This window comes from Fibrisoma limi BUZ 3 (genome assembly GCF_000296815.2).
GTDB classification, from domain to species: domain Bacteria; phylum Bacteroidota; class Bacteroidia; order Cytophagales; family Spirosomataceae; genus Fibrisoma; species Fibrisoma limi.
Genome location: NZ_CAIT01000006.1, coordinates 1,221,741 through 1,241,159, shown reverse-complemented (window position 1 = coordinate 1,241,159; position 19,419 = coordinate 1,221,741). Strand labels below are relative to the sequence as shown.

19 protein-coding genes are annotated in these 19,419 nt (G+C 54.0%); 11 read left to right on the top strand and 8 right to left on the bottom strand.

What is annotated here, in order from left to right:
• Nucleotide 1: 1 nt before the first annotated feature.
• Both BN8_RS13125 and BN8_RS13120 read right to left on the bottom strand, forming a co-directional pair.
• A complete protein-coding gene (locus BN8_RS13125) occupies nucleotides 2–397 on the bottom strand; it encodes a hypothetical protein (protein WP_009282370.1) in 396 nt (131 codons plus the stop codon).
• A 110-nt stretch (nucleotides 398–507) separates the two neighbouring features.
• The gene (locus BN8_RS13120) at nucleotides 508–909 is read right to left on the bottom strand and encodes a thioredoxin family protein (RefSeq protein ID WP_229367968.1); all 402 of its coding nucleotides are present in this window, start codon (nucleotides 907–909) and stop codon (nucleotides 508–510) included.
• Between the two features lie 134 nt (nucleotides 910–1,043).
• On the opposite strand from BN8_RS13120, the gene BN8_RS13115 reads away from it, so the two are divergent.
• Both BN8_RS13115 and BN8_RS13110 read left to right on the top strand, forming a co-directional pair.
• Complete coding sequence (locus tag BN8_RS13115) at nucleotides 1,044–2,660, top strand: sensor histidine kinase (protein ID WP_009282368.1); 1,617 nt, start codon at nucleotides 1,044–1,046, stop codon at nucleotides 2,658–2,660.
• Nucleotides 2,638–3,699, top strand: a complete 1,062-nt coding sequence (locus BN8_RS13110; RefSeq protein ID WP_009282367.1) for a response regulator — start codon at nucleotides 2,638–2,640, stop codon at nucleotides 3,697–3,699. Before BN8_RS13115 ends, BN8_RS13110 begins: the two co-directional genes overlap by 23 nt.
• Nucleotides 3,700–3,722: 23 nt before the next feature.
• On the opposite strand, the gene BN8_RS13105 is transcribed toward BN8_RS13110, so the two are convergent.
• Nucleotides 3,723–4,844, bottom strand: coding sequence for a L,D-transpeptidase family protein (locus BN8_RS13105; RefSeq protein WP_009282366.1), 1,122 nt, complete (start codon nucleotides 4,842–4,844; stop codon nucleotides 3,723–3,725).
• A 250-nt stretch (nucleotides 4,845–5,094) separates the two neighbouring features.
• Between BN8_RS13105 and BN8_RS13100 the strand changes: the two genes are divergently transcribed.
• The 4 genes from BN8_RS13100 to BN8_RS13085 all read left to right on the top strand — a co-directional run bounded on the left by BN8_RS13100 (nucleotide 5,095) and on the right by BN8_RS13085 (nucleotide 8,873).
• Nucleotides 5,095–5,982, top strand: a complete 888-nt coding sequence (locus BN8_RS13100; RefSeq protein WP_040005788.1) for a universal stress protein — start codon at nucleotides 5,095–5,097, stop codon at nucleotides 5,980–5,982.
• Nucleotides 5,983–5,994: 12 nt separating this feature from the next.
• The gene (locus tag BN8_RS13095; RefSeq protein WP_009282364.1) at nucleotides 5,995–6,390 is read left to right on the top strand and encodes a hypothetical protein; all 396 of its coding nucleotides are present in this window, start codon (nucleotides 5,995–5,997) and stop codon (nucleotides 6,388–6,390) included.
• Nucleotides 6,391–6,649: 259 nt separating this feature from the next.
• Complete coding sequence (locus BN8_RS13090; protein WP_009282363.1) at nucleotides 6,650–8,035, top strand: sulfatase family protein; 1,386 nt, start codon at nucleotides 6,650–6,652, stop codon at nucleotides 8,033–8,035.
• Between the two features lie 58 nt (nucleotides 8,036–8,093).
• A complete protein-coding gene (locus BN8_RS13085; protein ID WP_009282362.1) occupies nucleotides 8,094–8,873 on the top strand; it encodes an OBAP family protein in 780 nt (259 codons plus the stop codon).
• A gap of 460 nt (nucleotides 8,874–9,333) precedes the next feature.
• Here BN8_RS13085 and BN8_RS13080 read toward each other — a convergent pair whose 3' ends face one another.
• Nucleotides 9,334–11,874 (bottom strand): TonB-dependent receptor, encoded by a 2,541-nt coding sequence (locus tag BN8_RS13080; protein ID WP_009282361.1) that lies wholly within the window; start codon nucleotides 11,872–11,874, stop codon nucleotides 9,334–9,336.
• Nucleotides 11,875–11,923: 49 nt separating this feature from the next.
• Nucleotides 11,924–13,516, bottom strand: coding sequence for an alkaline phosphatase D family protein (locus tag BN8_RS13075; protein WP_009282360.1), 1,593 nt, complete (start codon nucleotides 13,514–13,516; stop codon nucleotides 11,924–11,926).
• Nucleotides 13,517–13,707: 191 nt separating this feature from the next.
• On the opposite strand from BN8_RS13075, the gene BN8_RS13070 reads away from it, so the two are divergent.
• Nucleotides 13,708–14,019, top strand: a complete 312-nt coding sequence (locus BN8_RS13070; RefSeq protein WP_009282359.1) for a GNAT family N-acetyltransferase — start codon at nucleotides 13,708–13,710, stop codon at nucleotides 14,017–14,019.
• A gap of 133 nt (nucleotides 14,020–14,152) precedes the next feature.
• Nucleotides 14,153–14,575, top strand: a complete 423-nt coding sequence (locus tag BN8_RS13065) for a YybH family protein (RefSeq protein ID WP_009282357.1) — start codon at nucleotides 14,153–14,155, stop codon at nucleotides 14,573–14,575.
• Between the two features lie 141 nt (nucleotides 14,576–14,716).
• Here BN8_RS13065 and BN8_RS13060 read toward each other — a convergent pair whose 3' ends face one another.
• A complete protein-coding gene (locus tag BN8_RS13060) occupies nucleotides 14,717–15,460 on the bottom strand; it encodes a class I SAM-dependent methyltransferase (protein ID WP_009282356.1) in 744 nt (247 codons plus the stop codon).
• Nucleotides 15,461–15,952: 492 nt separating this feature from the next.
• Complete coding sequence (locus tag BN8_RS13055; RefSeq protein WP_009282355.1) at nucleotides 15,953–16,153, bottom strand: hypothetical protein; 201 nt, start codon at nucleotides 16,151–16,153, stop codon at nucleotides 15,953–15,955.
• A 281-nt stretch (nucleotides 16,154–16,434) separates the two neighbouring features.
• Between BN8_RS13055 and BN8_RS33280 the strand changes: the two genes are divergently transcribed.
• Both BN8_RS33280 and BN8_RS13050 read left to right on the top strand, forming a co-directional pair.
• Entirely contained in the window at nucleotides 16,435–16,572 is a 138-nt protein-coding gene (locus BN8_RS33280; protein ID WP_009282354.1) for a hypothetical protein, read from the top strand.
• A 92-nt stretch (nucleotides 16,573–16,664) separates the two neighbouring features.
• Nucleotides 16,665–17,249 (top strand): hypothetical protein, encoded by a 585-nt coding sequence (locus BN8_RS13050; RefSeq protein ID WP_040005787.1) that lies wholly within the window; start codon nucleotides 16,665–16,667, stop codon nucleotides 17,247–17,249.
• A 618-nt stretch (nucleotides 17,250–17,867) separates the two neighbouring features.
• Here BN8_RS13050 and BN8_RS13045 read toward each other — a convergent pair.
• Nucleotides 17,868–18,725, bottom strand: coding sequence for a sterol desaturase family protein (locus tag BN8_RS13045; RefSeq protein WP_009282353.1), 858 nt, complete (start codon nucleotides 18,723–18,725; stop codon nucleotides 17,868–17,870).
• Nucleotides 18,726–18,878: 153 nt separating this feature from the next.
• Here BN8_RS13045 and BN8_RS13040 point away from each other — a divergent pair, with 153 nt between their 5' ends.
• Nucleotides 18,879–19,412, top strand: coding sequence for a DinB family protein (locus BN8_RS13040; protein ID WP_009282352.1), 534 nt, complete (start codon nucleotides 18,879–18,881; stop codon nucleotides 19,410–19,412).
• Nucleotides 19,413–19,419: the final 7 nt, after the last annotated feature.

Sequence of the window (19,419 nt, the reverse complement as noted above, 5' to 3'; positions counted from 1 at the left end):
TTTAGAGTAGATTCAGATTGACCAGATGCGTAAGCAACTGGCAGCAACCGTTTTTAAGGCGGGTAAATTCATCGGTCAACGTAGTCCAGAGGCCGGGCAGCGTGGCGTGTAGCCCAAACTGCGGAGCCGGGCAGGTCTGTAGCTGGCTCATGGCGCAGGTTGGGTGTTCGCACAGACGTTCGTGGCGTAATTGCTGAACCAACGCCCGCAGTTGATTCAGGTCATGGTAGTACTGTTCCGGATAATGCTGTACGCTGCGGTATGTTGAACTGCTCAGCAAGTCGGCAACCTGAACCAGCAGCAGATCAATCTCCTGTTCATACAACGAGAGGGTCACGCTCCAGGCCTGGTTAGCCGACTGGCATTGATCGACGGGAGAGTAGGGTAGTGCAGGCATATAACTAATTCTAGATAGCAGATGATTGTGTCCTAAAATTGGCAGACGGCAGGTTCGGTACTCATGAAGACCGTCAGGCCGGTGAATGATCTTAGTCAGTACGGGTGCTATTAGGGGGCACTCAGCCCGTTCCGGCCAACGGCCAGCATCTGTCGGGATGCCTGCGTCAGCGTCTGTTCATCGGTCAGACCTTCATGCCGCCATAGTTCAACCCCCCGCCGTACCAGAACAAATGCCGGGAGGTTGGCAATGTCGAAACTCCGCATTACGTCCGGATGCGTTGTTTCATCAAGTTTCAGCACCCGAACCGATCCATCGAGGTGACGTTGCAGGGCATCGGCCAACGCTGCCAGCGACTGTCGTTGCTGTCGGTCGGTACCCTCCGGTGGCATGAACACAAGCATCACCGCTGCTTTGGCCGGAACAAAAACGGGAGATGTATCGCTGGAATGCATGATTCTCGTAATCGTCGAACGCGAATCCGTCAGTTGCCGGGTTCTGGACGATCTCACCGTAAAAATCACGGGTTCCTTACGCACGGACACTGATCTTCGTCAGTTCGCCTGCTGATTATCGACGGATAATAGAAAATTCGCGTAATTTGAGGTAACCCAACCGGTATGACGTATACCGGACTAGTAACTGTATGCTCACAGAAGAGTACTCAAGCGCTGTTGCCGACCTGTTGTTTGAAAAAAGCGACGAGTTCATCGGTATCTATGATCTGGTGGCAGAACGCTTTACGCGGGTCAACCAGGCGGGGGTGCGGCTGCTGGGTTTTACGTCGGAGGAGGCCCTGTTGAACGATCCCGTCCGATCGCGGTCGCTGCGGACGAATCCCCTCGGCGACGAACACCGCAGTGGTCTGGTTGAACGCATCATGCAGATCGGCTACCATGCCGAAGAAGCCGAAATCAGCCGTCAGGATGGGCAGACATTCTGGGGACAGCTCATTATCAGCGGCTTTACGGCGCATAATCATCCCTATGCCCTGATCCGGCTGATCGATCAGGGGCGGCTCCACCGGGCTGAGCGGGAACTGGCCCATAGCATCCGGCGCAACGAAGCCATTTTTTCCTACGCCACCATCGGTATCATCGTGTGTGACACCGCCGGGCGCATCGTTTCGGCGAACCAGATGGCCGACAGACTGTTCGGTTACGAAACGGGCGAATTGGTCAACCAGACCATCGAACAACTGGTGCCTGCGAACGTGAGCCGCTACCACGAACGATTGCGGCAGTCCTTCAACGCCGAGCCGCAGGTGCGGGCCATGGGGCACAACCGCGATCTGCACGCCCAGCGTAAGGATGGATCAGTGTTTCCGGTCGAAATCAGCCTGAGTTACTTCCGGCTCGACAACGAACTGTACGTAGTAGCCTACATTGTTGATAGTACCTTCAAGAAAGAAGCTGAACGGCAACTGCTGGCCCACCGCGACCACATCGAGCGGCTCAATGCCAACCTGGAGCAGAAAGTGGCTGACCGAACCCACGCGCTGATGAACACGCTGGAGCAACTGGAGCAGTCAAAAAATGAACTGGCCAAAGCCCTGGCGGCCGAGCGGGAACTGGGCGAACTGAAGTCACGCTTCGTCTCGCTGGCGTCGCACGAGTTTCGTACCCCACTGACGGCCGTGCTGACCTCGGCTACCCTGATTGAAAAGTACACCGGGGGCGATCAGCAGGATAAGCGGCAAAAGCACCTCGATCGGATCCGAACGTCGGTAAACCACCTTAACGATATTCTGGAGGAGTTTCTGTCTGTCGGCAAGCTCGAAGAAGGGCGGATTGAAGCACGGCCTGGTATGGTTAATATCGCCCAATTGGTCGACGAAACCATTGCCAGTATGCGGGGCATGCTCAAACCCGATCAGGTTATCCAGACGGAACTCGTCGGCGATACGACAGTATGGCTCGACCCGTCGCTGCTGCGCAAAATTCTGGTCAATCTGCTATCCAATGCGATCAAGTATTCCGGACCGGGATCGGTCGTGTGGGTACGGGTGACGGGTGCCGACGGGCAGTTGACACTAGCCGTCGAAGACCAGGGCATCGGCATTTCCAAAGAAGATCAGGAGCACCTGTTCGAACGCTTTTTCCGGGCCAGAAACGTCATGAATATCGCAGGAACGGGGCTGGGTCTGCACATCGTCGGGCGATACGTCGAGCTGATGGGCGGACGGATTGAGCTACGTAGTGAACTGAACCAGGGTACAACCGTTATCATTAGCCTTCCTTATGAAAACCATCCTCTTAATTGAAGACAACGACGCCATTCGGGAAAACACCGCCGAAATACTGGAATTAACCGGCTACAGTGTTCAAACGGCCGAAAACGGTAAGGTCGGTGTAGAAAAAGCCCTGGTCCACAAGCCCGACCTGGTTATCTGCGACATCATGATGCCCGTGCTCGATGGCTACGGAGTCCTCCACATCTTCAATAAAAACCCACAACTGGCCGGAGTGCCGTTCATTTTCCTGACGGCGAAAACGGAGCGGGCCGATTTTCGAAAAGGCATGGAACTCGGGGCCGACGATTACCTGACCAAGCCCTTTGATGAATCCGAACTGCTCAGCGCGATCGAAGGGCGTCTGAATCGCTTCCAGACCATTGGACCGGCTACGTTGCGCCCTGACTATAATTTACAGCAGGAAGGACTCGATCCGTTCCTCGACGACGCCCGGCAGGTAGGAAACCTGCAAAGCCTGTCGGCCGATCGAAAGGTGCATGCCGTCCGGAAAAAGCAGTTTGTTTACACCGAGGGCGATGAACCCACCCGGCTCTTTTTTATCAAATCCGGGAAGGTTAAGACGATACGTACCAACGCCGACGGCAAGGAGTTCATCACCGGGCTCTACAACGCCGGCGACTTCTTCGGCTACCTGGCCCTGCTGGAAAACACCGAATACACCGATTCGGCCGTTACGCTCGAAGACACGGAACTGCTATACATCCCGGAAGCGGACTTTCGGCAGTTGCTGCTTGCCAATCCGGAGGTAAGCCAGCAGTTTATCAAATTGCTGGCCGGGCGGGTAGGGGAACGTGAGCAGCAGTTGCTTGGTATGGCCTACAGTTCGCTCCGGCGTCGGGTGGCCGATACGCTCCTGCGCCTGCACGAACAGCAGCCCGATGCCGTCATCCAGCTATCGCGCGACGATCTGGCCGCCATGATCGGTACGGCCACCGAATCGTTGATCCGGACATTGAGCGAGTTTAAACAGGACGGCCTGATCGAAATCATGACCACGGGCGGTATTCGGATACTCCAGCCGGATAAACTGCGCCGGGCCAACTGGTAAACCTTCGGTTGCGTAGGAGCGTACTACAACGTAATGCGCCACCAGTTGTACGCGTCGGGATACACCCGTATGGCACCCGCTTCGTCAATGTCGAGAACGTTGTAGGTAATTAGCAGCGGTATGGCCTGGGGCAGATTGATCGGTTTGGGCTGGGCGTTAGCGGGGCAGCTCGCCAGGTAACTGGCCTGAAAGCGAGAATATCCCAGTAGTTGATTGGCCAACTCGGCAGGTTTTTCGACCCGAATGCAACCGTGGCTCAGAAACCGATTTTCCCGACTGAACAGACCCCGGGCGTTGGTGTCGTGGAGGTAGATGTCGTATGGGTTGGCTACGTTGAATTTGAGCAGCCCGAGTGCATTGTCGCAGCCGGTCGATTGCCGCAGTCGGTAGGGGAAAGAAGTCGCCGGTACGGTCCAGTCCACGGTGGTCGGATCGATTACGCGGCCGCTTCCAGAGACTACCTGCATATTCAGTTGTTCCAGCAGAACCGTCGGATTTTTCCTGATTTTAGGTAGCAGTTCCCGAACCGTGATGGAGCGCGGCACATTCCAGTACGGGTACATGACCAGACTAGGGATCATGGCCGTCATCACGGGCGTTGGCGTTCGGGGTTGCCCGACAATCACCCGGCTCCAGAGCTGGGTACTGCCCCGTCGGTCGATCAGACGCAGGGTGGCCGACGGAATGTTGACGATTACCCGCTGTGCATAGTCAAACCGGTTGAGCCACCGGTACGTATTGAGGGTTTCCCGCACCTGCTCAAGCGTCAGCGAATCAGCCATGTAATCATCCACCAGACACCGCATACAATACGCTTTTAACTGCTGGTAGGCCCGGTCGTGCGATTCGAGCGAATCCAGCAGGGGGCACCAGTCGGCCCCGGCCAGAAACTGCTCCGTAAGCCGGTCAATCCGGGCGGTGTCCAGCCGCTCCGCTACACCCTGGTAGCTGATCCGTCGGGGCGAATGGCCATACACGATCTCCGTAACATAGCGGGTCAGGCAGGTTCTGTCTGGCTGGTCACACGGGATCTCTATACCGATTTCGTACGCATAGTTCCGGAGCCGATTCCAGTCGCCGGTTGTCTGGGCGTAAGCAGAAACAAAGGTGAATATGAACACAAAAAGCAGCAGATATGGGCGCATGAGCAGGAAGTGAGGCTGGTTTTGGCTGGTAAAGTTGCTGGCCTACAGCGGTTTTATGAGTGATCCGATTCAGCCGTTCGATTGATTGAATTCAGCATCCGGGCTGACTCAAATCATGGTTGAAGGCGTCCGGGCCAACCACCTTTGTCCTGTCGTTCATTTCTGTAGTCAGCGCAGCCACAACGTCTGTGCCCAATTGTCCTGCCGATTACGGTGAATTGATCTGAATGTGCTAACCACGTACCAGACCATGTACAAAATTCTGTTGCTAACCGATTTCTCTACGGCCTCACGGCATGCCCTCGCCTTTTCGCAGGCTCTGTTTGCCGACACAGCCGCCGACTTTTGTTTGCTCCATGCGTACCCTATCGAAACGGCCATGGCTCCCGGAGCTGCGTTTTTGCTGGCCGATGAGATACGGGTAGCCGAAGAAAACCTGCAACGCTTCAGGCAGGAGGCCGTTCGATCTCCGGAGCCGCCTTATCATACGTATCGCACAGTGGTTGCCCCGGGCGGACCGGTAGGAGTGGTGGAGGTGTTGATGCGTCAGGAACATTTCGATCTGGTTGTTGTGGGAGCTACGGGCACCGGGCAGAGCGAATGGCTGGGGAGCGTGGCGACAGGAGTTGTCCGACAGGCCACTACCAACGTACTGGTCGTACCTGTTTCGGCCCCGATTCGACCACTGCAACGTATCGTACTGGCTACCGATTATCGGTCTGTTAACGATGCCGAATCGTTTGCCTTCCTGAAAGAACTGGCTTCCCGCAAGTTGGCGAACGTGACTTTGCTAACCATTACCAACGGAGAAACGGAAGAAACACCGGTGTCAGTCGTAAGTGAACAGTACGTACTTCGGGCGCTTAGCGACTTACCGGTCGATCAGTACGTCATTCACGACGATGATGTGGTACAGGGTATCCAGGCGTATATCGACACGCATACGGTCGATCTGCTGGTTACACTGCCGCACCACCGCAGTCTCTTCGACGCCCTGGCTGGCCGTAGTGTCAGCCGGTCGATTGCCTACCGGCCCCGGGTACCGCTGCTGACCTTGTACGATGGGCCAGTTGATACGGCGGCCCGTATTCAGCCAACAGATGATGCCAACAAAATGCCGTTTGCTTCGTATCTCTAACCCCCCAAACCAATGAACAAAGAAAAATACCGCCAGTTGATCGATGTCCACGTGCTGCATCAGATCTGGACCAGCGAACTACAGTTGGCGCTTCAGGAAGTGGACTTTTGGGAGAAGCTGCTCGGTACGCTCAACGAAGGACTCGACCCAACGCTAACCGATGAAAAGAGCTGGCGAAACGAGCTGAGCCAACTACACCACTTCCGTCGGCTGACCACGCGTTTGCTCGACGAGATTCGGCTTATCAATGCGGAGGTGGCCGATGGCGTACGGACAAATTCGGTGCTAAACCGGGAGAACCGGCTTGATCACCAATACCTGCGGCTGGAGGTAGCGAGTTTCCTGGCTGACTTCCGAAAATTCCGGACCGAAATTAGGCACTACCTCGTTGCTCAGCCCACGTTCTGAAAAAGTCGGTGGCGGTTGCGAAAGGCAAGCAAACGCTTGAAAAGCCATCTGTCTGCCATAGTAGATTTAACTCTAAAAGTGGACTGCTACAATGTCGATGTACAAAGATTGACTGGCTTTTCTGCTGCCACTGATCTTGCTCTTATTAAGTTGATTTAATACAGCGCGAAAAACGGGTATAAACAAAGAACGCAATCATTGCAGGTATATGTCCGACGAGACAACTTGCGGAGCTCCCACCGCCTGATTACTTTCGGACATGATTCGCTTTCTGAGCCTGTTCGTGCCGTTGTTGTGGGCGGTTACGTCATTCCTGCCTCTTCCTAAGTCCTCCAGTGCTTCCCAGCCGGCGGCCAACCGGCCCCCCAACATCGTTTTTATCCTCGCCGATGACCTTGGGTATGGTGACCTGTCCTGCTTTGGCAGCACCGATCTTAAGACCCCTCACATCGACAGCCTGATTGGTGCCGGGATGCGGTTCACCAATTTTTACGCCAACAGTTCGGTCTGTTCGCCGAGCCGGGCGGCCCTGCTGACGGGGCGGTACCCCGAGCGGGTGGGCGTACCGGGCGTTATCCGCGATGAGGTGCAGGACAGTTGGGGCTATCTGGCATCGTCGGCAACATTACTGCCGACATACCTGCGCAAACAGGGTTACCATTCGGCCAATATTGGCAAGTGGCACCTGGGGCTCGAATCGCCCAATCTACCCAACGAACGGGGGTTTCAGGAGTTTTACGGATTGCTGGAGGGCATGATGGACGACTACGTCGTGAAGCTTCGCCACGGGCAGAATTTCCTCCGGCATAACGGGCAGGTAATCGATCCGCCCGGCCACGCGACCGATGTGTTTACCGATGCGGCCGTTCGCTATCTCAACGACCGTAAGGCGAAAAAAGATCCGTTCTTTCTGTATCTGGCTTATACCGCTCCACACGATCCGCTTCAGCCGCCCGTGGCTTACCTCAATCGGGTGCAGAAGCGACAGCCCGGCATTGATCCGCAGCGGGCCAAACTGGTTGCGCTGATCGAGCACCTCGACGATAACATTGGTCGGGTGCTGGCCACCTTGCGGGCCAACGGGCAACTGGCCAATACGCTCGTGGTGTTTACCAGCGACAACGGCGGCTGGGGACCCGGCAAAGCGAACAATGGCCAATTCCGGGGGGTGAAAGGGCAGTTTTACGAAGGAGGTATCCGGATTCCGACCGGGGCCATGTGGTCGGGGCACATTGAAGCCGGCAGTGAGTCGGGGGCGCTGCTTCAACTGATGGACTGGTTCCCAACCCTGTTGCAGGCCGCCGGGGCCAGCGTGCCAGACGGCATCAACGGTCTGTCGTTCCTGAACCTGATGACCGGCCGGGGCGACGCGACTTTGCCCGATCGACCGCTGTTTTTTGTCCGGCGCGAAGGACAGGACACGTACAAGGGACTACAGATTCACGCTGTTCGGCAGGGTAACTGGAAACTGCTGCAACCGACGCCTTTTGCACCGTATGAGCTGTATAATCTCGGTAGCGACCCGCGAGAAACGACAAATCTGGCTGACCAGAACAAGAAAGAGCGGGACGTACTGATCAGGCTGCTCATGGAGCACATTCGACAGGGTGGGGCCGTTCCCTGGCAGAAGCCCGAGCGGCAGTAGGTTTTCCTGAACATAATGATACATCGCCTGTTCTCTACTGAAAACATAGGGGATTAGTATGCAAAAGCTGGCAAGTGCAATGTGTCTTGCGCTGCTGACCTGGGCTTGTGGGGGCGGCAATACATCATCGAACGTTAAGTCGCCGGGGGATGAAAAATCGTCCAAAACGAAGGTGCTCGAAGCGGGTGCCGATGTGTTGCAGGATAAATCGCCCGTTCGTAAGCTGAACATCTACCTGGATGGCTTTCATTTTTACAACGGCCATTTGCAGGGCCAGATGGAAGCACATCACTATTGTTCTAAACTGAACGAGGACCTGACCCAGTGCGTAATTTATGACGGAAATGGTGATAGCGCCAAGATCATGGGCGTAGAATACATCATCTCCGAAACGCTTTTCAAAACGCTGCCTGCCGACGAGAAAAAACTATGGCACAGTCACCGGTACGAAGTGAAAAGCGGTACGCTGATTGGACCCGGCCTGCCCGGTGTAGCGGAGCACGAGCTGATGGAACAGATCGTAACGACCTACGGTAAAACCTGGCATACGTGGCACACAGATCAGGACATTGCACTTCCGTTCGGCAATCCGGCGCTGATGATGGGATTTACACGCGATGGCCTGCTGAAGCCCGAGTTAGTAAATGACCGCGACAAACGGTTTGGTATTTCCACGCGTGAAAAGCGCAGTCAACGAGCCGATATTCAGGCCCCGCCTAAACTTCCCGGTGCGGATTCGTGGGAGACCGGAGAAATTATCCAACTGCCTGCCCTGACGAATCATAAGCACGAACACGTGAATCAGAACAGTTTTAAAGGCGAAAAGCCGCAACGCTGATCAATGGTCCGTTCGGTCCGACGTACCGTGAGACCAGGAGTGGCGTAGTTTGCTTCGTTACGTCTGACCGGGGTAAGCTGGTCTTATGGGTGAGACGGCACAGAAAGTTGGGGAGTCAGCCGGTCAGACGTGTCGTCAGACCTTTCCGTGGTGCGGTCAGGTTCTCAACCTGACCTGTGTGGTTGCTACAACCGCATATGGAAACTCGGTCGAGTGCCCTTGTGTAGTTGCCTTGCTGGTAAAGACCGATGCGGTCAGACGTACCGTCAGACCGAGTACGCGAACCAAAGGTCTGACGGTACGTCTGACCGGCTTCTTTTTAGAGTAAGGAGAGTTTCTAAATCTGACCAGCCAGACTGCTACAACCGCTACATTCAACAACGCAGAAAGGTAGATAAGCGGTCATACGTACCGTCTGACCTGGGGTAACTCGGTCTGACGGTACGTATGACCGCTCCGCTTAAAACGACACTCGCAGCTCAGCGCCGACAAACCGCGGAGGTCCTGCAATAAACGTAGGGATACCAAAGGCATTTCCGGTATTGCCAGCGTCGATGATGTATTGCTGATCCAGCAGATTCTTGCCGTAGAAGCCGACCATCACCCGGGGCTTCGACCCGAATTCAACGCCCGCGTTGAGGTTTACCAGACCGTAGCCTTCCTGCACGAGGTTAGCCTGGTTTGTGTTCTCGAAAAACACCTTTGACTTGTAGGTGTAGTTCGGGCGGAAATAGATCGAAAAGCGCGATTGGACCGGAAAATTCAGGTCTGCCCCGAGCGCCACCTGGTTCATCGGGGTCAGGCGGAAACGGTTCCCGGCGAACTGCTGCTGGCGACCTTCCCGGTCGGTGTCGTTGAACTTCCCGTCGATGTACGAATAGCTGCCGTACAGCAATGAATTCCGGAATACGTTGTACCGAAGGCCGATTTCAGCGCCGATGCTGCGGGCCGACCCGGCATCGGTTGACAACGCACGCAGTTGTCCCTGCTGCAACACAATTGAGGTGGACTGAAAGTTATTCCAGTCGTAGAAATAGGCCGCCAGATCGTATTGCAGCCGGTTGGCCAGGGTAGCGCCTTTATAACCAATCTCGTAGCTCATCACTATTTCGGGGCGCAGCAGCGTCGTATCGATGGCTGATACCTGAATTACGCCCGGCCGACGCCCCCGCGAAATGCTGGCGTATGCCTTCTGATTGCCGATTTTATAGTCCAGTACCAAACGACCGACGGCCGAGAAATAATCTTTCGTAACTGAGTAGCGACCCTGCGTCGGGCGGCTCAGAATGTTCGGATAATTGTTGACCAGCAGGCCAATCAGACTTGGTACGGCAGCCGGATCGGCCTGGTAGCCACCCGTCTGGTTTTCGTACGATCCCCGAATACCGGCACTCAGGCTCAGCCGTGAGGTCAACTGGTACGTACCATCGGCAAAAATCTCGTAGGCTGTGTTTTTGCCAAAGTTGGCATACGCTTCTTCGTGGCGCGTTTTCAGGGGCGGCAGCGGGCGCGGTACCTGGGGCGGCAGCAGGGAGTTCAGCACCGCACTCGTCAGGGTCAGGTTAGGTGAGCCGTCGGGGAACACGATGGGAATCACCGGTACCGCCGGCACCGATTGGTTGATTACCGTTGTGTAAAGGGCCAGCAGGCTGCGTTCGTCCGTAATCAGAGGAACGCGCTGCGCGTTATCTTCCGAAAAAACGCTCACCCCGGCAAAGCCCGAAAAACGACCCTCGTTCTGATAATTCAGCCGGAACTCCTGACTCCACTGGCGGCTGTTGGCAAACTCCGCCAGGAACAGAGCCGGAGCCGCCGTACCATCGGCGTCGAAGTTCTCGTGCGAGTTGAACCAGCGGTAGGCCGAAATAGAGTTCAGCGTCAGCCGGTTGGTTAGCTGCTGGTTCCAGAGGAGCGTTGTGCCAAACACTTTCCGGCGCGTGAAGAGGTTGGTACCCTGCTCCAGATCGGCCGCCGTGTTCGGATCGGTGGTGCCGCCCCGTGGGGCGTATCGGCCACTTTTGAACGACGTACCGGGGTAATCGTCGTACTGATAATTGACCAGCAGATCGAGGGTTGAGCGCGTACCGGGCAGGTACCGGAGCGCCAGACGACCGGCGTACGTACCTTTTCCGTTGAGGGTACCGCCGGAGATGTTGTCGATGAAGCCGTCGCGTTGGCTGGCTACACCCGCCACCCGCACAAAGAACTTGTCTTTCACGACCGGCTGATTAATGAATCCCTGGGCGTACAGGCTGTTATAATTGCCGTACGACAGCAGAACCTCACCCGACTGATTATTACGGGCTTTGTTTTGAATCAGGTGAACGGCACCGATCTGCGCCCCCCGACCGAACAACGTACCCTGCGGACCCTTTGCCACCTCAACACGCTCCATATCGAACAACTCCACCACCGCGCCACGCGACCGCGAAATCTGGACCCCGTCCTGGAACACCGACACGCGGGCCTGGGCGCGTGAGTCGCCGTCGTCGCTCGTTACGCCCCGGATTACAAAGCCAGGGTTGTTGGGGCTCTGAAGCTGCACCTGCAAACCCGGAATGTAGTTCGAAAGTACGTCCAGTTCCTGAATTCGCTGGCGCTTCAGAAAGTTACCGTCAACGGCCGCAATGGCGATCGGTACGTCGAGGATGGATTCGGCCCGCTTCTGGGTGCTGACGATCACCTCGCTGAGTTGAGACGGATTGTCGGTCAGGGTGATGTCGAGCCGCTCGGTACCGTTGACCGTAACGGTCTGGCGGAAGGTCTGGAAGCCCACAAAACTGGCTTGCAGGCTGTGTTGACCAGACGGTACGTTACGTAGCAGATACCGGCCGCTTTCGTCGGTGGTTGTGCCCAGCCGCGAGTCGTCCAGCACAATCGTTACGCCCGGCATGGTCTCGCCCGAAGCGCTCCGGATAGTGCCGGTTATCGTGCCTGTGCTCTGTCCCCAGGCGGTAGTGAGTGTAAATATCGTAAAAACAAAAAAGAACAGGTGTCTCATGTATTGTGTTGATTATGTGTGTATTGGTTGCTTTGAAGGGGCAATGCGCTTATTTCCCTGTCGGCATTTCGGCGCGGTTGAGCCGACCACTACCGGGCGTCAGGTACAGCCCATAGCCGAAGGATTCGCCGGAGTCTGGCTTGCGGATATCGTTCACAAAGAACCAGTCGGCCTGCGCCCGCTCGGGGGTTAGGGTAAGCAGGAAGTAGCCGTGCTGCGACAAATCCACGTACTTCAGGTGCGGATTCGTTTTTGGATTGGCGAGAATGTTCTGCACAAACTGGACCTGAGCCGGTGACCGTTGCCGGATGTACTCCCCGAAGTTGGACGAGGTAATACTGGGCGATACGAACTCAGCCCCAAACGATCCTTTGCCGGTCGTGCTCTGGTAGGCAGTCGAATCCTGCGGTTTGGTCGTCAGTTCAAACGCCCACGAATTGTGAATGTCGCCGGTGATGACCACAAAATCGCGGATGTTAGCTTTGTCCAGTACGTTGACGATTCGCTGGCGTTCGGCCGGGTAACCGTCCCACATGTCGAGGTGCAGCGGCATATTCTTGGGCAAAATTCCGCCGTAGTTGATTGGCGAGAACACAACGTCGTTGCCCAGTATTTTCCAGCGGGCTTTCGACGACTGCAACCCTTTGGCCAGCCAGTCGAACTGTTCTTTACCGAGCATAGTACGGTCTTCGGCCTGGTAGTTTTCATCGACGGATTCGGCCTGCTTGTCGCGACCGGCCAGACGGCCATCAATCATGAACATTTCGGCCAGATCCCCAAATTTCAGCGACCGGTAGAGGTGCCGTTCCTGGTTCTCGCGTACCGGGAGCCATTCGTAATACGCCTGCTCTCCGGCCGACCGGCGGGTTTTCCAGTCGCCTTCCTGATCGGGCTGGTGGTTTTCGGCACCGTCGCGGTAGCTGTTGTTGGCCACTTCGTGATCGTCCCAGGTTGTGATAAAGGGATGCACGCGGTGCAGTTCACGCAGGTCCGGATCGAGCCGGTACTGGGCATAACGGGCGCGGTAATCGTCCAGAGCAACGATCTCCCTGGCCGGAATGTGTCGCCGGTTCAGCGTCGAGTCGCCGTATTTACCCCGACCGTATTCGTAGATGTAGTCGCCCAGGTGAACGATGGCGTCCAGATCCCGGCGGTTGGCGAGGTGCCGATACGCCGAAAAATACCCCGCTTCGTAGTTGCTGCAACTGACAACGGCCAGACGAAGCCGGTTGGCCTTGCCCGTGGGGGCTGTTTTGGTACGGCCCACCAGCGATTTTGCCCCGTTGCCGGCAAACTGGTAGTAATACACGTGGTTGGGTTGCAGTCCCGTAACGTCTACCTTGACCGTGAAATGACGGGCGCGGTCGGTAGTAGCGGATCCCCGCTTCACAATCCGGCGCATGGTTGAGTCTTCGGCTACCTGATACGTGACGGTGGCGGGCTGGGCAGGATTGTCGGGGGTAAGTTTGGTCCAGATGATCACGCGATTCGCTTCCGGGTCGCCTGATGCAACGCCGTAGTAGAACGGTTTGAGCCGCGAAGCGTAGAAGGTGGCCAGCTCGTTGTCGTAGGGCGTTTGGGCCGTAGCCGTCAGGGAAAGAAGTAATGCAAAGAACAGTGGAAACGCAGCGATGAAGCGCATAGCGAAGTTTTTTCGCAAAATTCGATTCAGGCTCCGACCCGTTAGCTGGATGGGCGGTTAAGCGTTTATGAAACTTTGGGTGGCCAACGTAACACCGGCTTAAAAAAGGTAAGGGCAGTATTAAACGCCGGTATTGTCGAACAATTCGGCCCGTTTTCCGGTAGTGGATAGAGCCTGATCAATCAACCGCCATGAACCTCGATACTGCAACCGTCACCGACAACCGTCACCACAACCGCTTCGAACTGACCGTAGATGGAAAACTGAACATCATCCAGTACCAGCCCATCGATGACGAAACCCTGGCGCTGCTGCACACCGAAGTGGACCCCGCGCTGGAAGGGAAGGGGGTCGGTTCGCATCTGGTGCAGGGCGCGCTGGAATACGTGGAGCGCAATAACTTCCGGATCGTACCGCTTTGCCCATTCGTATCGACCTACCTCAAACGACATCCTGATTGGAACCGGGTCGTGTCAACAACCTACAGCGTGGATGATTTTTGAGTACGTATTTCGAGCATGAAGCGAGTGGCCGAGCCGACCGGGCGATTGGTCGTTTTGGATAAGCAGAAGAGAATGTTGGGTACCCGCATCCCTTGCTCGATGAGCCTTTGAGCGATCATACAATTAAATTACCATGGCAGAAGAAGAGATTCAGACACTTGTTCGCCAGCAGGAGCAGGCCGTATGCCGTAAAGATGTTGATGCTGCCATGGCTTTCTATGCTCCGAATGTGGTATCGTTTGATGTGGTCGATACACTTCAGAAACTAGGTATCGATGCCTGTCGGAAACGACTCGAAAGCTGGTTAATACAATTTCCCGGGCCTTTCTTATATCAAGTAGAGAACCTGGTTATCGTAGCCGCTGACAGCCTGGCTTTTTGCCACTCGTTCAATCATGTAAAGGGGGGCCTGGCTACTGGAGAAAAGATTGATATGCGCTGGCGGGCTACCTTATGCTTTCGCAAACACGAAGGCCAATGGCAGATTACCCACGAACATAGTTCAGTCCCTTTTGATCCCGAAAGTGGTAAGGCTCTGCTGCTCCTGAGTGAGTAAAAGCGAGTAACTGAGACGCATGGCTTAGGTAGCTGAGCGGCAACTGTGCCGGCCAAGCTACTTGCCTTGGCGCATGGAACCTGCGGAATCAAACCTGATAAGCAGGGCACCCAACAAATGATCCTATCCGGATCACCCATTTTACTCCTTCGCCCGAACACACGAAAGCCCGATAACAGGTTGCCAGCTTAAAATGGCTGACCAATAGTCGCTTCCGTGGATCTCGACTCCTTCAGGGGACACCTTTACCGGATGCCACTGAATTTGGGAAAGACCCGCCGATTGTAAAGCCGTTTCGTGGGTAGATTTCTCAAGGTGGTAATTGGTAACGGCAATATGTGACGTAGCAGACTGGTAGAAGCGATACGTAATAGCGGCTCCTTCCTCATAACTGTCGTTTTCGCGGGTGAAGCCGTACGGAAACATACTCGCAACACTACCCCGGTAATCGGGATTGCTGTTGATGGTAATGAAACGACCCCCGGGTTTCAAATGGTTGACAATAACCCGGCTCATCTGACAGAGTTCATCGGCTGTTCGGGCGTAGTTAAGTAAGTAACTGGCACAGATAAGGTCGAATTTCTTATCGAGGTCGAGCAGCAGAACATCCTGGCAATGATAGTTGAGTCCAAGTTGCGAAGCGGCTTCGGCCTCCCGCGCGAGTTGGATCATGCCATCCGAGATGTCAACTCCTGTAACCTGGGCAGCCCCTCTATACTTGATTTGCCGGGTATAGAAACCCTCCCCGCAAGCCAGGTCAAGAACATCCAGGTCGGCCAGGTCGCCTGCCAACTCAAAGAAGGTGTGCGACTCAACATAGTTTCGCCAGGGTAATAATTTAGATGCCTGATACTCTTTTGCAATTGCGTTGTAGTCGGTTGCCATTACGTTGGTGGTTAAGCTTTAGGAAAGAGGACTTATGTATCAGTAGGTCACGACTTTATGCCGTGCCTAAATGTCAGAAATAAATTCCTCAAATCAAGCTTGACACTTAAATCAAGGCCGCTACAATTTCTGTCTTACAGTTATGGCTGATACGCAGGTAGAACTATGCGACCTATCGCTCCAGTGGGAGCATTGCTTCTGTCGACCAAAACGTCGCACTCGAAACGGCATGGCCGGTTCGCTCAACGCCAACGGGTGTTGATGGATGAGCATACTACGTTACTAAACAAAAGCAACTCCCAACCTTTACACCTTCATTGGGATGTACTGTTAAATTACATCCCAGAGATTATCAGGCATCGTTCAAAAGGGCAATTTAACAGTTCTTCTGGGTTCGTTCGCTCTTGAACACGGTGGCGGTTGGGCTGCCCGGCTTCCTAACCGGCGAGCCTCCTGTCGCCCGACAAGCTGCCCACGCAGAGCGAAAAACCATTAAATGTCCTTTTCAAAATACAGATAAATATGGACAGAGCCTTCAAAATTAATGGATGACGTAGATGTTAATCTGTAACCTTGTGAAGCGTATTCATCTAGCTTTGTCTGAATTCCTTCTTTGGACTTCTTCACGATGCGTTCTGAATCAAACGTATTTTCTGAGTGGTAAATCAGGGCTTCAACCTTGTATTCTTTCATTGTTTTACGTTTTTTTTGTCAGTACGTTTCCTCAACTCTCCCAACCGGGGCGTTTACCCTGTCAGCCGAGGTTCGGAAATGGGAGCCTGAAATTTAACCTCACGGACGCGTTGCCTGTCGACCGCAACACGCCCCGCGAACATACTTGGCGTTCCACCCAACACCAATGAGGGTCGTATGGCGCAGCGTAGCAAGCCTTTACGCCCTCATGCTGTTGGGTGCTTCACGAGATACTACGCGTGATGTTATACTGCTGACCATAACCTGAATAACCAATCTATATGAAACGCAAGATATTTAAAAAGCCGCCGACCAAACAGCAACGGCAATTAATCAGGCAGATTCAGGCGTTGCCACCGATGGATGAGAGCAGGGAACGGGTGAACTATGAACGGGTGGTGAATGAGGTGTTGGGGTAAAAGTTAACCCGCTAAAAATCAATAGTTTGATGTATATTTAAGTTGGCTATCTGTGGTTTTTTGATTAAATTTAACCGTAAACATTTACTGAAATGGCTAACGAATTAACAGACTGGACACCCCCGCAACAATTGTGCACAACTAACATTGAAGTCTTGAAATTGGCGCTCGCTCAAGCCGATAATAGACAAAAGGACCTTGAAGCAACCTCATCAAACATTACCACCCGCGTACAAAACCTGCTGACTGTTTTAGTTGGTATTGTGGTGGCGTCTATCGGCTTCTTTTTCTCTCATCTAAATGACAGTTTTCCAATAATCATCCCAACACTCGCAACCATCCTGTATAGTCTTGTGCTTAGCATCTATCTCTTCAACAAGGCATATACAGGCGAGTATATGCCACCCGCTGGCAATCCATCAAAAGTGCTTAGCGCCGATTTATTTGATGACCCTTTTGAGGATAAATTGCGGCATATATATATAAACCTCCTGTATGGCGCAAACAAGAGGTTTATTGAGAATCATGCAGAAAATCAACGCCGTTGGAAAATAGTAAAAAGAAGTATCAAGGCCGCCTTCTTTATGCCAATTATCCTAATGGCTATTTATCTCGTTGTTCTGTTTTGGGACCATCTCCAAGACTTTTTGTTTCAGGTGGGTCATTTGGGTCAATAATTCTAGGCCTAATGGTGATAACGGTTTGTTGAACCTGAACTGTGTCAGTTTGGGGATTAGGGTTTGGGTTATCCGTATTGTTGTCAATCATAAGACAAAAGGTTTGTATCTTAAAAAGCACTTCACTCCATTGTTTGTCCCCCTGCGTCCGGTCGTCGGTTTCCCTCGAACTGTAGGCTCGTGCCGACCGCATCTGTGTAAGCTCTCACGAGACATTAAGCGGGGAGCCACACTGCTGTCGCTACCAGCATGACCGACAACAGCCCTGTAAAGGGCGTAGTGAAGATTGATGCTGTCGCTACCGAAATGACTAGCGTTCGTAGTGAGCACACTTGCCGCACACGAGTTGTTGGGCTGACGTAAAGCCCGATTTGCTAGTAATTTGACCTAGTAAGTAACCAAATTGGGTTTTCATGTCACCCAACATATACAAGTACGCCAACACACTTAATGTCAATTCATTGATTATAAACAAGATCGTATTAAGCCCACTAACAAAAAGGCATATCTGCAAAGGAGTATGTTGGCGACAACTAAGCTGCTACAATCCTAACCAATAAACTGGTTTCAGGCAAGCTAACTAACTAAATGGTACCCATTAGTATAATAGTTGATACGCTACTCCCCTCGTAACTGCTTCGTGGTCTTACGGCTGCCGTCGTGGCTCCATCCCGGAGGACCGAAGAGGTAGCCGAGGGCGTTGCGGACAGAACCCGCCCGGCGCAGGTCGCGGATCATATCCGTCCACTCGTGGAAGGCAATTTTTACGGGGTTGTGTGAGTCAATGTTCTTCGTCAGGCCGTAGACCGGTCGCTCATCCTCGCGTTGGAACGTACCAAATAGCCGGTCCCAGATGATCAGAATGCCCGCGTGGTTTTTGTCCAGATAGTCCAGATTAGTGGCGTGGTGAACGCGGTGGTGCGAGGGCGTATTGAAAATAAACTCGATGGGGGCCGGCAAACGGTGAATAAACTCGGTATGAATCCAGAATTGATATAACAAACTGATGGCCTGCATCGTCATGATGGCGGCCGGGTGGAAACCGAGCAGGGGCAACCAGATCCAGAAAATGAACGAGCCGCTCAGATTGCCCGTCCAGGTCTGGCGCAGGGCCGTGCCGAGGTTGTATTTCTGCGAGGAGTGATGCACTACGTGCGAGGCCCAGAAATACCGGCTGCCGTGGCTGATCCGGTGGAACCAGTAGTAGCTGAAATCATCGGCAAAAAACAATAAAACCCAGGCCCACCACTGCGTCATATCAACGGTGAACAACCGAAACTGGTAAACAAGCGAGAACGCGCCAAACACCACAACTTTCCCCACTATACCGATGACGACATTGCCGATTCCCATAGCAAGGCTACCGGCCGTGTCGCGGGCATCGTAGTAATCCTTCTGCTGAACAGCCGTCGCAATAATTTCGGCCAGCAGTAAGATAACAAAGCCCGGAATCGCGTAATGAATGAGATCTTTCATCGGTTACCCATGATTTGTACAAAAATAACACACAAAATTACAGCTTTTACATGTTGGCCATAGCGGCAAGCTAATTCTATATGTCTGCATCAGCAAACCACTATCTTTCCAGTAAGTAACCGCTTATATTTACCCATTCATTTACGCCATTCTATGACTATACAATCAGATACCGTTCGTTATCCGGTTGGCCCCTGGATTGACAAGGGGAGCTATTCCGCCGACCTGATCCAGCAACTTGTGGAGCGCATCAATACCCTGCCTGAGGAGTACCAGACCGTAGCCGATAGCTGCTCGGACGATGAGCTGCGTCGGCAGTACCGCGACGGAAGCTGGACGGTGCAGCAACTGTTTCACCACGTAGCCGATACTCACCTGATGCATTTCATGCGCCTGAAAAATGCGCTGAGTAGCCCTGAACCGACGATAGGCGTTATGGCCGATGTGAATGCCTGGGCCGTACTGGATGAGGCCCGGACCGCACCCATTCAGGCGTCGGTTACGATGCTTCGCGGAACGCACCAGCGCATCGCGTTTCTGGCGCAGACGCTGACCCCCGACCAACTCAACATTACGTATTTCCACCCGCCCCGGCAGCGACACCTGACGCTGGCGCAGGCTTTGGACATTATCGTCTGGCACGCTGAACACCATCTGGCCCATATCCGGCTGGCGCTGAGTTTGTGAGCCGGCC